Source organism: Pseudomonas sp. 5P_3.1_Bac2 (genome assembly GCF_025465995.1).
In the GTDB taxonomy this organism is placed as follows: Bacteria; Pseudomonadota; Gammaproteobacteria; order Pseudomonadales; family Pseudomonadaceae; genus Aquipseudomonas.
On the sequence record NZ_JANLNY010000023.1, the window covers coordinates 407,694 to 421,832 of the forward strand.

The following is a 14,139-nucleotide window of genomic DNA, read 5'->3' on the forward strand; positions in this document are numbered from 1 at the left end:
GCCCAGCGCCGCCTAGCTCCGCTAGGCTATGGCTTTCCCTTGTAGAAGGCCGGTCTATGCCGTCCACCTCGCTTCGCCAACCCTTACGTCGCCTCTGGGCGAAAGAGAAACTCGGCTATAGCCTGCGCGCGGCTATCGCTTTGAGCGGCGTGTTGCTGCTGTGCTGGTCGCAGGGATGGATGCACAGCCTGATTCCATTGTTTCTCGGGGTGATTGCCAGCGCGCTGGCAGAGACCGATGACAGCTGGCAGGGGCGCCTGACTGCCGTGCTGGTGACCCTGGCTTGCTTTGCCACGGCCACCTACGCCGTGGAGTGCTTGTTTCCCTACCCCTGGTTGTTTGTCATCGCCCTCGCCGGCTCCAGCTTTGCCCTCACCTTGCTTGGCGCCTTGGGCGAGCGCTATGCCACCTTGGCCTACGCCACCTTGATCCTGGCGGTGTACAGCATGATTGGCGTGGACCAACGCAGCGCTCTGCCCAATGGCGGCAACCAAGCCATCCTGCTGCTGGCCGGCGCCGCTTGGTATGGCTTGCTGTCGGTGCTGTGGAATGCGCTGTTTGCCCAGCAAGCGGTGCAACACAGCCTGGCCAAATTGTTCCGAGAGCTGGGCCAGTACCTGATTCTTAAATCGGCCCTGTTCGAGCCGCTGCGCCAGCTCGATGTGGAGCAACGCCGCCTGAACCTCGCCAAGCAAAATGGCCGGGTGGTGGCAGCGCTCAACGCGGCCAAGGAAATCATTCTGCACCGCGTGGGCCATCGCCGCGCCGGGCCAAAGGTCAGTCGCTACCTCAAGCTGTACTTCCTGGCTCAGGACATCCACGAGCGCACCAGTTCCTCACACTACCCGTACAACGATTTGGCCGAAGCCTTCTTCCACAGCGACGTGCTGTTTCGCTGCCAGCGCCTGCTGCGCTCGCAAGGTGAAGACTGCCAGCGTCTAGCCCAAGCCATCGAACTGCGCCAAAGCTTCGAGCACCGCGAACTGAGCCAGCAAGCCCTGAGCGACTTACACGCCTCTCTGGAACACCTGCGCATCCAGAGCAATCCGGCCTGGCGCCATTTGCTGCGCTCGCTGCGCGCGCTGACCAACAACCTGCGCAACCTCGACCTGCAACTGAGCAGCGCCAGCAACCCCGATGCCTTAGCCGAAGAACAAGACAGCAGCCTGTATGACCGCGACCCGAAATCTCTGCGCGATGTGCGCAAGCGCATCCGCTCCCAGCTCACGCCAACCTCGTTGCTGTTCCGCCATGCCCTGCGCTTATCGCTGGCGCTAACCGCCGGCTACGGCTTGCTGCACTGGGTCAACCCAAGCCAGGGCTATTGGATTTTGCTGACCACCTTGTTCGTCTGCCAGGTCAACTATGGCGCCACCCGCCGCCGCCTTGGCCAGCGCATCACGGGCACGGTGATGGGCCTGCTGATCGGTTGGGCGGTGTTTGATCTGGTGCCCAACCCCTTGGCTCAAGCCCTGCTCGCGGTGGTCGCCGGGGTGACCTTCTTCGCCCTGCGCAGTACGCGCTACAGCTGGGCTACGGCGGCGATGACGTTGCTGGTGCTGTTCTGCTTTAACCAGACGGATAACGGCTATGAGCTGTTTATCCCGCGCCTGCTCGACACCCTGCTCGGCTGCCTGATTGCCGGCCTCGCCGTGCTGCTGATCCTGCCGGACTGGCAAGGGCGGCGGCTGAATAAGCTGCTGGCCAGTACCCTGAGCTGCAACAGCCGCTACTTGCAGCAGATCATCGAGCAATACCGCTACGGCAAACGCGACAACCTCGACTATCGCTTAGCCCGGCGCAATGCCCACAACGCCGATGCCACCCTGTCGACGGCACTGGGCAACATGCTCATGGAGCCAGGTTATTTCCGCAAAGACACTGATTTAGGTTTTCGCTTTCTGGTGCTCTCGCACACCCTCTTGAGCTACCTGTCCGGCCTTGGCGCCCATCGTGGTGAAAGTCAGCTGGATGACAACGCCGGCTTTCTCCTCAACAGCGCCAACCAATTGGCCGACAGCCTGGAGAGCATCGCCCAGGCCCTTAATGACGAGCAGCCCGTACCGATCCACAGCGAAACCGAACAGCAACTGGCACAGCAATTATCCGAGCTGAGCGATGACATGGATGATGCCCAGCGTCAGGTCCAAACCCAACTGGCTTTGATTTGCCGCCAACTGGCGCCGCTGCGGACCCTCGCCGCCCACCTGCAAAAGGGCAAAAACACCGAGCAGGCCGGCCTTTAGCGCGCCTGCGGACCTAACGATGATGCCAAGCATGCCCAAACACGACCTGATCGCCCACGTCCTGCAGCAGCTCGAAGAGGATCTGCGCCAAGCGCAACAAGCGGCGCTGGTGGCCTATGAGGCGGCGACCCATGAAGAAAATATCGCCGAGAACAAATACGACACCCTAGGCCTGGAAGCTTCCTATCTGGCCACCGGACAAGCACGGCGCAGTGAAGAAATCCGTCAGGCCTTAAGCACCTGGAAGCAATTGGTGGTGCGCCCTTACGACGAACGCCAAGGCATTGAGCTGGGCGCCCTGATTACGCTTGCCGACGCCAACGAGCAGCAGCGCCATCTGCTGCTTGGCCCCAGCGGCGCGGCCATGGCCGTGCCGCATAACGGCGGCGCGATTCAGGTGATCGGTCGCCACGCGCCTTTGGGCCAAGCCCTACTGGGCAAGCAGGTGGGCGACGAGGTGCGCCTGCAATTGTCAGGCAAAGTGCAACTGTTTGAGGTTCTCGCAGTCGACTAACAGACCATTCGTGCCACTAAGGAGTCTGCCATGTCCAGCTACCCACCCGATCTGGTTGCCCTGTTCCAACAATTGGGACTACCCAGTGACCCGGCCAGCATTGAGAGCTTTATCAAGCACAACGGCCACCTCGCTCCCGACGAGCACTTGGCGGATGCCAGCTTCTGGCAACCGGAGCAGGCCAAGTTCCTGCGCGATAAACTGCTGCAAGATGCCGACTGGGCCGACTCCATCGACCAGCTCAACTTACTCCTGCGCGCCTAGTGCCGTTTGACCTGGCAGCTCGCGCCAGGTCAGGTACACGCGCAGGTCGAACTCCAGCTGGTGATAGCCCGGCAACATGTGTTCACAGAGCTTATAGAACGCCTTGTTGTGCTCACTTTCCTTGAGATGCGCCAGCTCGTGTACCACGATCATCTGTAAGAACTGCGGCGCTGCCTCTTTAAACAAGGCGGCGACGCGAATTTCCTTCTTCGCCTTCAGCTTACCGCCCTGCACCCGCGATACTGCCGTGTGCAGGCCTAAAGCGCGGTGGGTCAGATCGAGGCGATTGTCGTAAAGCACCTTATCGATGGCCGGCGCACTGCGCAGGTACTCCTGCTTAAGCTCCATCACGTAGCTGTACAGCGCCTTGTCACTTTTAATTGAATGAGTGCCGGCATAACGCTGGGCCAGGTAGTCACCCAAGCGCCCTTGATCTATGAGCTGCTGGATTTGTTGCTGTAACCCCAAGGGGTAGGCTTGCAGGTATTTCAACACGCCAGAGGTTCCTCAACAGGTATGAAAAAGCCCGCACTAGGCGGGCTTCTTCAAGCTAAGCACGGGGCTTAGAGAGCCAGATTAGTTGACCTTAGCGGCCAGCTCGCCTTTGGCGTAACGCTGGAACATGCCTTCCAGGGAGATCGGTTTGATCTTCGAGGCATTACCAGCGGTGCCGAAGGCTTCGTAACGGGCGATGCACACGTCACGCATGGCTTTAACGGTTTCGGCGAAGAATTTGCGCGGGTCAAATTCGCTCGGGTGCTCGGCCATAAAGCGGCGCATAGCACCGGTGGAGGCCAGGCGCAGGTCGGTGTCGATATTGACCTTACGCACACCGTACTTGATCCCTTCAACGATTTCTTCGACTGGCACGCCGTAGGTTTCTTTGATGTCGCCACCAAACTCGTTGATGATCGCCAGCCACTCTTGCGGCACGCTGGAAGAGCCGTGCATCACCAGGTGGGTGTTAGGGATGCGCTTGTTGATCTCTTTGATCCGCTCGATCGCCAGGATGTCACCGGTAGGCGGCTTGGTGAACTTGTAGGCACCGTGGCTGGTACCGATGGCGATAGCCAGGGCATCCACTTGAGTGTCTTTGACGAACTGCGCGGCTTCTTCCGGATCGGTCAGCATTTGGCTGTGATCGAGGATGCCTACAGCGCCGACGCCGTCTTCTTCACCGGCCTGGCCAGTTTCCAGGCTACCCAGGCAGCCCAGCTCGCCTTCTACCGACACGCCGCAGGCGTGGGCGAAGGATACGGTTTGCCGGGTGACGCGGGCGTTGTATTCGTAGTCGGCAGGGGTTTTGCCGTCTTCTTTCAGCGAGCCGTCCATCATCACCGAGCTGAAGCCCAGTTGGATCGAGCGCTGGCACACATCCGGGCTGGTGCCGTGGTCTTGGTGCATGCACACCGGGATATGCGGGAATTCTTCGATAGCGGCCAGGATCAGGTGGCGCAGGAACGGCGCACCGGCGTATTTACGCGCACCGGCGGAAGCCTGAACGATCACCGGGGAGTCGGTCTTATCGGCCGCTTCCATGATGGCGCGCATTTGCTCCAGGTTGTTGACGTTGAATGCCGGCACGCCGTAACCGAATTCGGCGGCGTGGTCGAGCATCTGCCGCATGCTAATAAGTGCCATGGTGTTCTTTCTCCCGGTGGGGCTCGTTAATTCTGCAAGCCTGCCGCAGCGGCAGGCGTGATTCAAGTTCTTCGCGAGCAGTAAGCGCCTGCCCACAAGGGTTAATTCGCGCCAAACCCTGTTTTTGAGCGGCGCGCTGGGTTATTTGGCTTTGCAGCCGCGACCGATTAAATCGTCAGTTTGCGTGCGGTATAGCACGCCCTGCTGATCGATCAGCTGAAACGACAGCAACGGGTCGCTGTACAGCTCGCCGGTGCCGCTGACCTCGCGGCGCAGGCGATGCACGATGTCATCGCCGCCGACGCGCACGTCGACGCTCTGCTGCTTGCTATCAGCGTAACGCCATTGCACCTGCGCCTGGCTGTCACACTCCCAGTGGTTCCACGTGTCGCCCGCGGACTGAGGCTGACTGCTACAGGCGCTGAGCAAGCCCAGCGCGGTTAACAGCAATACAGGGGTCAATCGATGATGCATAGCGTCCTTGCCTCAGCTTAGGGTGCTTAAGAGTCAGACCTTGGCGCGTTGTTCCAACACCGCCACAGCCGGTAGCACTTTACCTTCAACAAATTCCAAGAAAGCCCCGCCACCAGTGGAGATATAGCTGATTTGCGCGGCCACGTCGTATTTGTCGATGGCGGCCAGGGTGTCACCACCGCCGGCGATGGAGAACGCCGGGCTCTCGGCAATGGCCTTGGCCAGCACTTGGGTGCCTTGGCCAAACTGGTCGAACTCAAACACGCCGACCGGGCCGTTCCACAGAATGGTCTTGGACGCCTTGAGCAGCTCAGCGAACTGCGCGGCAGTTTGCGGGCCGATGTCGAGAATCATGTCGTCTTCAGCCACATCCGCTACGGCCTTGATGGTCGCTTCGGCGTCTTCAGCGAAGGCTTTGGCGACTACGACGTCAACCGGCAACGGTACGCTGACTTTAGCCGCGATGGCTTTGGCGGTGTCGAGCAGATCCGCTTCGTACAGCGACTTGCCAACCGGGAAGCCCGCCGCGGCGAGGAAGGTGTTGGCAATGCCGCCGCCGACGATCAGTTGATCGCAGATCTGGCTCAGGGAGTTGAGCACGTCGAGCTTGGTCGAAACCTTCGAGCCGGCGACGATGGCAGCCATCGGCTTAGCTGGTTGGCCCAGGGCCTTGCCCAGCGCGTCCAGCTCGGCAGCCAGCAGAGGACCGGCACAGGCGACTTGGGCGAACTTGGCCACGCCATGGGTCGAACCCTCAGCGCGGTGCGCGGTGCCGAAAGCGTCCATCACGAACACGTCGCACAGGGCGGCGTATTGCTGGGCCAGTTCGTCAGCGTTTTTCTTCTCGCCTTTGTTAAAGCGCACGTTTTCGAACAGCACGATATCGCCGGCTTTAACGTCCACGCCGCCGAGGTAATCGGCCAGCAGCGGCACTTCGCGGCCCAAGGCCTGGCTCAGGTAGTCAGCCACTGGTTTAAGGCTGTTCTCGGCGCTGAATTCGCCTTCGCTCGGGCGGCCTAAGTGCGAGCACACCATCACTGCCGCGCCTTTCTCCAGGGCCAGTTTGATGGTCGGCAGCGCCGCGAGGATGCGCGCGTCACTCTTCACCACGCCATCTTTTACCGGCACGTTGAGGTCTTCGCGGATCAGCACGCGCTTACCGGCGAGGTCGAGGTCGGTCATCTTCAGAACAGTCATGGGGTCAGTCCTTCACAGGGGCTGGGTAGCAAGTGGGTTAGGGGCGTTAATCTGGGCTATCGCTAAAAAATGTTCCGCGACATCGAGCATACGGTTGGCAAACCCCCACTCGTTATCGAACCAGGCCAGCAGGTTGACCAAGCGCGGGCCAGACACGCGGGTCTGGCTGCCGTCGACAATGGCCGAATGCGGGTCGTGGTTAAAGTCGCAGCTGGCGTGGGGCAGCTCGGTATAGGCCAACAGACCTTGGAGCGGGCCACTTTCAGCGGCAGCACGGAGCACTTGGTTAATCTCCTGCGCGCTGGTGTCGCGCGAGGTTTGCAAGGTGATGTCGAGGCACGACACGTTGACGGTCGGCACCCGAATCGCCTTGGCTTGGATGCGCCCGGACAACTCCGGGAGCAAGCGTTCGATGCCCCGAGCCAGGCCCGTGGACACCGGAATCACCGACTGAAACGCCGAGCGTGTGCGGCGCAGGTCTTCATGGTGATAAGCGTCGATCACCGGCTGGTCGTTCATCGCCGAGTGAATCGTGGTGATCTGCACATACTCAAGCCCCACCGCCTCATTCAGCAACTTGAGCAGTGGCACGCCGCAGTTGGTGGTGCAGGAGGCATTGGAGATCAAGCGCTCATGGCCGCTGAGCTGCGCTTGGTTGACGCCAAAGACCACGGTGGCATCGATATCCGCTTCGCTGGACATCGGCTGCGACAGCAGCACCCGCGGCGCACCGGCACGCAAAAAGCGTTCGGCTTGGGCGCGGTTGGTGTATTGGCCGGAGCATTCGAGCAACAGGTCGATGTTCAGGCCTGACCAGTCGATGGCTTCCGGGGTGGGCTCGCGCAGGACTTTCACGCAAGCACCGTTGATATGCAGGCAGTCGCCGTCGACCTTGACCTCACCGGGGAAGCGTCCGTGGGTGGAGTCAAAGCGCGTTAAGTATTCGATGCTGGCCTGATCGGCCAAGTCATTTAAAGCCACAATCTCCAGCTGTGCACCGGCGCCGCGCTCGTGCAGGGCGCGCAACACACAACGGCCAATGCGGCCGTAACCGTTCAAAGCGACACGAAAGGGTCGTTGCGACATGGCGTTCTCGATAGTCGACACAGGGTGAGCCACCTCACAGCGACCCACCCAATGCTCGGCGGCTTAGGCGTCGAGCAGTTCGGCGGCGGTTTCCAGGATGTTTTCCACAGTGAAACCAAACTCTTCGAACAAGGCCGGGGCCGGCGCCGACTCACCAAAGGTGGTCATGCCGATGATGCGACCTTCCAGGCCCACGTACTTGTACCAGTAGTCCGCGTGCGAGGCTTCGATAGCGATCCGCGCGCCAACTTGCAGTGGCAGTACGTCTTGCTTGTAGGCGGCATCTTGCTGGTCGAAGACCGAAGTCGACGGCATCGACACCACCCGCACTTGCTTACCTTGAGCGCTGAGCTGCTCGTAAGCCTGCACCGCCAAGCCAATTTCCGAACCCGTGGCGATCAGGATCAGCTCCGGCTCGCCGGCGCAGTCCTTGAGCACGTAACCGCCACGGGCGATATCAGCCAGTTGCTGGGCGTCGCGGTTCTGGTGCGGCAGGTTCTGGCGGCTGAAGATCAGCGCGCTAGGGCCGTCGTGGCGTTCGATTGCGTGCTTCCACGCCACTGCCGACTCGACGGCGTCGCATGGGCGCCAGGTGTCGAGGTTCGGCGTGCCACGCAGGCTGGCCAGTTGCTCGATCGGCTGGTGGGTCGGGCCGTCTTCGCCCAGACCGATGGAGTCGTGGGTGAACACATAGAGCACGCGCTGTTTCATCAGCGCCGACATGCGCACGGCGTTACGGGCGTATTCCATAAAGATCAGGAAGGTCGCGCCGTATGGCACGAAACCGCCATGCAGGGCCACGCCGTTCATGATCGCGCTCATACCGAACTCGCGCACACCGTAGAACATGTAGTTGCCGGAGGCGTCGTCAGCCGACACGCCTTTGCAGCCTTTCCACAGGGTCAGGTTGGAGCCGGCGAGGTCCGCCGAGCCACCGAGAAACTCTGGCAGCAACGGGCCGAAGGCATTCAGGGTGTTCTGGCTGGCTTTGCGGCTGGCGATGGTCTCGCCCTTGGCCGCCACTTCCTGCACATAGGCCGCAGCCTTCTCGGCGAAGTCCGCCGGCAGTTCACCGCTGATACGCCGTTTGAATTCGCTGGCCAGCTCTGGGTAAGCCGTGGCGTAAGCGGCGAAGCGCTTGTTCCACTCGGCTTCGGCAACGGCACCAGCGGCTTTGCCATCCCATTCGGCGTAGATCTCGGCCGGGATTTCAAACGGCCCGTGGTTCCAGCCCAAGGCTGCGCGGGTCAGGGCGATTTCATCGTTACCCAGCGGAGCACCGTGGCTCTCTTCCTTGCCTTGCTTGTTCGGCGAGCCAAAACCGATGGTGGTTTTGCAGCAGATCAGGGTCGGACGGTCGTCAGCTTTGCGCGCCGTCTCGATGGCCATTTTGATTTCTTCGGCGTCGTGACCATTGACGTTGCGGATCACCTGCCAGCCGTAGGATTCAAAACGCGCCGGGGTGTCGTCAGTGAACCAGCCGTGCACTTCACCGTCGATGGAGATGCCGTTGTCGTCATAGAACGCCACCAGCTTGCCCAAGCCCAGAGTACCGGCCAGGGAGCAGACTTCGTGGCTGATGCCTTCCATCATGCAACCGTCGCCAAGGAAGGCGTAGGTGAAGTGGTCAACAATCTGGTGGCCATCGCGGTTGAACTGGGCGCCCAGCACTTTCTCCGCCAGGGCAAAACCCACGGCGTTGGCGATACCTTGGCCGAGCGGCCCGGTGGTGGTTTCCACGCCTGGGGTGTAGCCGTACTCCGGGTGACCAGGGGTTTTGCTGTGCAATTGACGGAAGTTTTTCAGATCGTCAATGCTCAGGTCATAGCCGGTCAGGTGCAGCAGCGAATAGATCAGCATCGAACCGTGACCATTGGACAGCACGAAGCGGTCACGGTCGGCAAAGCTAGGGTTGGCCGGGTTGTGCTTTAGAAAGTCGCGCCACAGAACCTCGGCGATATCCGCCATGCCCATGGGGGCACCTGGGTGGCCGCTGTTGGCTTTCTGCACGGCATCCATGCTGAGGGCACGAATGGCATTGGCTCGCTCACGACGGCTGGGCATCGCTGAATCTCCTGCGGGGGTCTAAATACGAAAAGACGCCCATTTTCGCCCAGCGAACCCCTGCGGGGCAATGACAGATAGTCATCTGCCGGCAAATCAGCCGCGTTACTTGCTCAATACCGTCATCGCCACGCTGTTGACCCCAACCAGACACGGCGCCTGAAACAACTCACCACGCCAGAGCCCGGCCAAGGTCCGACTCGCCACCAGCAGCCAAACCAACAGCAGCTGCACGGCGAACAGCAGCCCGGCCCAGGCAAAAAAACCCACATCGGTGAGATGAAACAACTCGAAGGTGGCCAGGGCAAACACTCCCAAGGGGAAGGTAAAGCCCCACCAGCCCAGGTTGAAGCGCATACGCTCGCGGATATAACGACGGGTGAACAGCGTGGCGATCACCAACCACCAGAGCCCCGCGCCCCACAGCGCCAGGCCACCGATCAAGCCGAGGTGACTGCTCAGTGCCGCAGCCTCAGCCAAGGGTGTGCCGGCAAAGGCCTGGGGCGCCGCCCCGCCCATGCTCAGTAAGCCCAAGCAGCCAGTGGCCAAGGGGCCCAGCGGCAGCCAACTGGTGGCGGCAAAGTCGGTATCCGGCAGTTTATGCAGGGCCAGACGCAGCAAGACCAAGGTAATCAGGGAAAACGCCAGAGACAGCGACAGCCCCCACAAGACGAAGCCTGCGACTAACAACTGGCGGCCCAATTCCGGCGCCAGATGAATGGCCAGCGCCCCCGCCGTGCTCGCCGCCACCTCAGGCGCGACAATCGGTAGCAGCCACACCGCAGTGAGCTTATCCAAGGCATGGCTCTGCCGGGTGAACATCAAATACGGCACCAACAACGCGCCCGCCAAGGCCAGAGCCGCATCCAGCCACCACAGGGCATGGGCCAGGGGATACACCGCCGCGCCCCAGTGCGGCACGCCGAACAGCAACAACCCTTTGATCCACATCGCCAAGCCCATGGGAATGGCGCCGAGGAACATCGACTGCACCGGATGCAGCAGCATCGGCTGGATAGTGTCGGGGAACAGCAGCAAACGGGCGGTGAACAGCAGGCTAAATAACGCGAACAACAGCCCCGCCAACACCCAGATGGCCTCACCGAGGCGGTGCAAGCCGGGGATGGCCCAAGGCAGATCGGCGATCACCAGGGCCAGCACCCCGGTGCCCATGGTCATGGCAAACCAACTGGGGGTGAAGTGACGGATAAAGGCTAAGGGTTCGGGCAGGCGGCTGCTAATAAGGGAACTGCTCATGTTCAGTCCTGATTGATACGGGAATGAAGCCAGCCTATGCAGTGCCCTGCTATATTAAAAATACATATTTAGCATCCTAAACATGCCTTTTATTTATGTGAGGCGTTTATGAACCTGCACCACCTCAAAGTCTTTCTCGCCGTAGCCGATGCCGGCAGCATCAGCGCCGGGGCGCAGCAACTGCATATCAGCCAGCCGGCAGTAACCCGCGAGATCCGCGAGCTAGAGGGGCACTTCGGCCTGCAGCTATTTGAGCGCCAGGCTCGTGGAGTGCGCCTGACCGAAGGTGGCGCGCGCCTAGAGCACTATGCCCGGCGCATCTTTGCCCTAGAGCTGGCAGCCGAGCGCGAACTGCAGGATTTCGCGCATCTGGAGACCGGCGAACTGCATCTGGGCGCCAGCGCCACCTTGGGCGCCTATATGCTGCCGGCACTGATCCAGCGATTTCGCCAGCAGCATCCCCGGCTGTTTATCAATCTGGATGTGAGCAATACCGGCCAGGTGACTCAACAGCTGGATGACGGCCTGATCAGCCTCGGCTTTGTCGAAGGCCAGTTCGCCCAGTGCGACTACGAACACCGCCTGCTCGCCCGTGACGCCCTGCTGCCGGTGGTGGCGCCGCACCATCCGCTGGCCGCCGCCAAGCGCTTGCTAGCCCGCGACCTGCACGACTATCCGCTGTATATGCGCGAGCCCGGCTCCGGCGCACGCCATAGCATTGAGCAGGCTTACCAAGCCCATGGCCTCGAAGCCCGGGCGCAAATGGCGATTGGCAGTACCGAGGCGCTTAAACGCTTATTGGTCGACGGCCAGGGCATCGCGTGGCTGTCGCAACGTATTGTCCAGCACGAATTGGCCAACGGCAGCCTTAAACGGCTGGCCATCACTGACCTGCAGATCGAGCGCGAGCTGTATGTGCTGTGGCGCCTCGGCGCCAGCCTGAGCCCCGCGCCGGCGAGCTTTCTGGCCTTATGCGCAGAGCATCAATAGCAATATCAAAACTTTTTGATATTGCTATTGCTGGATAAAATTTGCCCGTCTAGACTGCGCAAACTATGAACCTGCGCGCCCCCCACTTGGCTTTCGAGCCATTCGATGCCCTCGCCGCCCTGTGCAAAGCTGGCGGCGACAGCCTGCGCCTGAACATTTTGCGCGCCCTGACCAACGATTCCTTCGGCGTTCTGGAGCTGGCGCAGATCTTCGCCACTGGCCAATCAGGCATCAGCCATCATCTGAAGGTGCTGGCCCAAGCCGGTTTAGTGGCGACGCGCCGCGAAGGCAATGCGATTTTCTATCGCCGTACCTTAGCCGCTGAAGACCAGCTCGGCGGCCGCCTGCAGGCAGCCCTGCTGGATGAGATCGACCAGCTCAGCCTGCCGCCTGAGGTGCAACAACGCATCGGGGCCGTGCACCAGCAACGCGCCGCCGCCAGCCAAGAGTTCTTCGCCCGCAGCGCCGCCAGCTTCAAGGCCCAGCAAGACCTGATCGCCGCCCTGCCGCAGTACCGCGACAGCCTGTTGGCCCTGCTCGACTCCCTAGGCTTTGCCGCGCACGCCAGCGCCGTGGAAATCGGCCCTGGCGATGGCAGCTTCCTCGCTGAACTGGCTAAGCGCTTCGCTCAGGTCACCGCTCTGGATAACAGCCCAGCCATGCTCGAGCTGGCCCAACAGCGTTGCCAGCAAGACGGCCTGACTAACGTACAACTGCAACTGGCCGATGCCCTGCAAGATGACTACCCGGCCGCCGACTGCATGGTGCTGAACATGGTTCTGCACCACTTCCCCGCCCCCGCCGAGGCCCTCAAGCAACTGGCGCAGCGCCTTAAGCCCGGCGGCAGCCTGCTGCTCAGTGAGTTGTGCAGCCACAATCAGAGCTGGGCCCGGGAAACCTGCGGCGATCTGTGGCTGGGCTTTGAACAGGACGACCTGGCGCGCTGGGCCACGGCCGCCGGCCTAACCCCCAGCGAGAGCCTGTACGTGGGGCTACGCAACGGTTTTCAGATTCAACTACGGCACTTTGCTAAACCTTCTTCAACCTTTGGCCTACGGGCTCCAACACACGCAAAACCACAGGAATCCGATCGATGAGCGAATATTCAGTCTTTACCTCTGAGTCCGTATCCGAAGGTCATCCCGACAAGATCGCCGACCAGATCTCCGATGCCGTGCTCGACGCCATCATCACCCAGGACAAACACGCCCGCGTCGCCTGCGAAACCATGGTGAAAACCGGTGTGGCCATCGTCTCCGGCGAAGTCACCACCAGCGCCTGGGTCGACCTGGAAGAAATCACCCGTAAAGTGATTTGCGATATCGGCTACACCTCCAGCGACGTCGGCTTTGACGGCGCCACCTGCGGCATCATCAACATCATTGGCAAGCAGTCCCCGGACATCAACCAAGGTGTCGACCGCGCCAAGCTAGAAGACCAAGGCGCCGGCGACCAGGGCCTGATGTTCGGCTACGCCAGCAACGAAACCGACGTCCTGATGCCTGCGCCTATCGTGTTCAGCCACCGTCTGGTTGAGCGCCAAGCAGAAGCGCGTAAGTCCGGCCTGCTGCCATGGCTGCGCCCGGATGCCAAATCGCAAGTCACCTGCCGTTACGACGGCGGCAAAGTGGTCGGGATCGATGCCGTGGTGCTGTCGACCCAGCACAACCCGGACATCAGCCAGGCCGATCTGAAAGAAGCGGTGATGGAGCTGATCGTGAAGAACGTGCTGCCGGCTGAGCTGCTGCACAAAGACACCCAGTACCACATCAACCCCACCGGCAACTTCGTCATTGGCGGCCCAGTGGGCGATTGCGGCCTGACTGGCCGTAAGATCATCGTTGACTCCTACGGCGGCATGGCCCGTCACGGTGGCGGCGCGTTCTCCGGCAAGGACCCATCCAAGGTTGACCGTTCCGCCGCGTACGCCGGTCGTTACGTGGCCAAGAACATCGTTGCCGCGGGCCTTGCCGAACGCTGCGAGATTCAGGTGTCCTACGCCATCGGCGTGGCCCTGCCGACGTCGATCTCGATCAACACCTTCGGCACCAACAAAGTCGCCGAAGACGTGATCATCAAGCTGGTGCGTGAGGTGTTCGACCTGCGTCCATACGCCATCACCAAGATGCTCGACCTGCTGCACCCGATGTATCAGGAAACCGCCGCTTACGGTCACTTCGGCCGTACTCCGCAGCAGAAGACCGTCGGCGATGACAGCTTCACCACCTTCACCTGGGAAAAAACCGACAAGGCCGAACAGCTGCGCGCTGCCGCTGGCCTGTAAGCCCCCAGTTCGCGCCTGCCCCGAGCAGGCGCCGCAAGCACTAAACGCCGCGCCCGGCACACTGGGCGCGGCGTTTTTTCTGCGCCATAAAAACCTCACAAAAGCTTCAAACCGGTCGCCCA

General features: G+C 61.2%; 13 protein-coding genes. 6 read left to right on the forward strand and 7 right to left on the reverse strand.

The features are described 5' to 3' along the window. The first annotated feature begins 56 nt into the window (after nt 1-56). From yccS to NTD81_RS14935, 3 genes are read left to right on the forward strand one after another with little or no spacing between them, the layout of a single operon-like run. Nucleotides 57-2,246 carry a YccS family putative transporter gene (gene yccS, locus NTD81_RS14925; RefSeq protein WP_262183403.1) on the forward strand — a complete coding sequence of 730 codons (2,190 nt, stop codon included), beginning with the start codon at nt 57-59 and terminating at the stop codon, nt 2,244-2,246. A 31-nt stretch (nt 2,247-2,277) separates the two neighbouring features. Further along, a complete protein-coding gene (locus NTD81_RS14930; RefSeq protein ID WP_262183404.1) occupies nt 2,278-2,760 on the forward strand; it encodes a GreA/GreB family elongation factor in 483 nt (160 codons plus the stop codon). Nucleotides 2,761-2,790: 30 nt separating this feature from the next. Then, nucleotides 2,791-3,024 carry a DUF2789 domain-containing protein gene (locus NTD81_RS14935; protein WP_262183405.1) on the forward strand — a complete coding sequence of 78 codons (234 nt, stop codon included), beginning with the start codon at nt 2,791-2,793 and terminating at the stop codon, nt 3,022-3,024. On the opposite strand, the gene NTD81_RS14940 is transcribed toward NTD81_RS14935, so the two are convergent. From NTD81_RS14940 to NTD81_RS14970, 7 genes are all read right to left on the reverse strand, one after another. Beyond that, the gene (locus NTD81_RS14940) at nt 3,007-3,519 is read right to left on the reverse strand and encodes a YgjP-like metallopeptidase domain-containing protein (RefSeq protein ID WP_262183406.1); all 513 of its coding nucleotides are present in this window, start codon (nt 3,517-3,519) and stop codon (nt 3,007-3,009) included. The two genes, NTD81_RS14935 and NTD81_RS14940, sit on opposite strands and share 18 nt — an antisense overlap. An 81-nt stretch (nt 3,520-3,600) precedes the next feature. Then, a complete protein-coding gene (gene fba, locus NTD81_RS14945; RefSeq protein WP_262183407.1) occupies nt 3,601-4,665 on the reverse strand; it encodes a class II fructose-bisphosphate aldolase in 1,065 nt (354 codons plus the stop codon). A gap of 141 nt (nt 4,666-4,806) precedes the next feature. Beyond that, nucleotides 4,807-5,139: an MliC family protein gene (locus tag NTD81_RS14950; protein WP_262183408.1), complete on the reverse strand. Its 333-nt coding sequence runs from the start codon at nt 5,137-5,139 to the stop codon at nt 4,807-4,809. Nucleotides 5,140-5,172: 33 nt separating this feature from the next. Continuing rightward, nucleotides 5,173-6,336 (reverse strand): phosphoglycerate kinase, encoded by a 1,164-nt coding sequence (locus tag NTD81_RS14955; protein WP_262183409.1) that lies wholly within the window; start codon nt 6,334-6,336, stop codon nt 5,173-5,175. Nucleotides 6,337-6,348: 12 nt separating this feature from the next. Then, the gene (gene epd, locus NTD81_RS14960; protein WP_262183410.1) at nt 6,349-7,422 is read right to left on the reverse strand and encodes an erythrose-4-phosphate dehydrogenase; all 1,074 of its coding nucleotides are present in this window, start codon (nt 7,420-7,422) and stop codon (nt 6,349-6,351) included. Nucleotides 7,423-7,485: 63 nt separating this feature from the next. After that, on the reverse strand, nt 7,486-9,486 hold the full coding sequence (gene tkt / locus NTD81_RS14965; protein WP_262183411.1) for a transketolase: 2,001 nt from the start codon (nt 9,484-9,486) through the stop codon (nt 7,486-7,488). Nucleotides 9,487-9,591: 105 nt separating this feature from the next. Next, nucleotides 9,592-10,743: a TDT family transporter gene (locus NTD81_RS14970; protein WP_262183412.1), complete on the reverse strand. Its 1,152-nt coding sequence runs from the start codon at nt 10,741-10,743 to the stop codon at nt 9,592-9,594. Between the two features lie 108 nt (nt 10,744-10,851). Between NTD81_RS14970 and NTD81_RS14975 the strand changes: the two genes are divergently transcribed. The 3 genes from NTD81_RS14975 (at nt 10,852) to metK (ending at nt 14,017) form a co-directional block, all read left to right on the forward strand. Beyond that, on the forward strand, nt 10,852-11,733 hold the full coding sequence (locus NTD81_RS14975; RefSeq protein WP_262183413.1) for a LysR family transcriptional regulator: 882 nt from the start codon (nt 10,852-10,854) through the stop codon (nt 11,731-11,733). Between the two features lie 65 nt (nt 11,734-11,798). Continuing rightward, nucleotides 11,799-12,830, forward strand: coding sequence for an ArsR/SmtB family transcription factor (locus NTD81_RS14980; protein WP_262183414.1), 1,032 nt, complete (start codon nt 11,799-11,801; stop codon nt 12,828-12,830). Continuing rightward, nucleotides 12,827-14,017: a methionine adenosyltransferase gene (gene metK, locus NTD81_RS14985; protein WP_262183415.1), complete on the forward strand. Its 1,191-nt coding sequence runs from the start codon at nt 12,827-12,829 to the stop codon at nt 14,015-14,017. Before NTD81_RS14980 ends, metK begins: the two co-directional genes overlap by 4 nt. Nucleotides 14,018-14,139: the final 122 nt, after the last annotated feature.